The organism is Vibrio genomosp. F10 str. 9ZD137, assembly GCF_049974785.1.
Classification (GTDB): domain Bacteria; phylum Pseudomonadota; class Gammaproteobacteria; order Enterobacterales; family Vibrionaceae; genus Vibrio.
The window spans coordinates 1-802 of the sequence record NZ_JBNGCJ010001037.1 but is presented as its reverse complement, the minus strand read 5'-3'; the positions used below and the strand labels follow the sequence as shown (position 1 = coordinate 802).

Sequence of the window (802 nt, the reverse complement as noted above, 5' to 3'; positions counted from 1 at the left end):
TAGAAAGCAAAGAGCCTAGCGGCAGTAAATCGAACATCTGGAACATCGCCAGAGACACATCTGTCAAGCCATTTACGCCGAGTTCACCTACGCCATTCTTAACTTGATCAATCGCCATTCCACCGAATGTAGACATCCAAAGTATGGTAAATGCGGTAGGGATAAGCAGTACTGCAGTGATGAATTGTCTAACCGTGCGACCTCGAGAAACACGCGCGATAAACATCCCTACAAATGGTGACCACGATACCCACCACGCCCAGTAGAATACCGTCCAGCCTTGGAACCATGCTTCATCGGCGCGACCGTGAGGGTTACTCAATGGAATGATATTTTCAATGTAAGAAAAGAGCGTTGTTGGAATAGAACCCAATGTTACCGCGTAGCCCACTAGGCAAACGAGTGCTAAGAGCGCAACAGCAATAATCATGTTGATATTACTAATGACTTTAACACCGCCATCGATACCACGTATCACTGACACAACCGCTAATAAGGTCACAATGGTAATAACGATGATTTGTGTGGTTAAGCCTGCCTCTATACCAAATACATGTTGGATACCACTCGCAGCTTGCTGAGCACCCAAACCGAGTGATGTAGCAAGACCAAACAATGTTGCTAATACCGCAAGTATGTCTACGATATGACCAGGCCAACCCCATGCTCTATCCCCTAAAATAGGGTAAAAAATAGAACGGATAGACAGTGGAAGTCCTTTATTGTAGGTAAAGAAGGCTAGCGATAATGCAACAACACTGTATATCGCCCATGGGTGCAATCCCCAGTGATACATAGTGGC

The 802-nt window shown here is 45.6% G+C and carries 1 protein-coding gene; it reads right to left on the bottom strand.

Translation table 11 applies throughout. The annotated features are described in order from the left end of the window. Positions 1-802 (bottom strand): BCCT family transporter (locus ACP45E_RS22045; protein ID WP_198927784.1); only part of this gene is annotated, 802 nt, incomplete at both ends.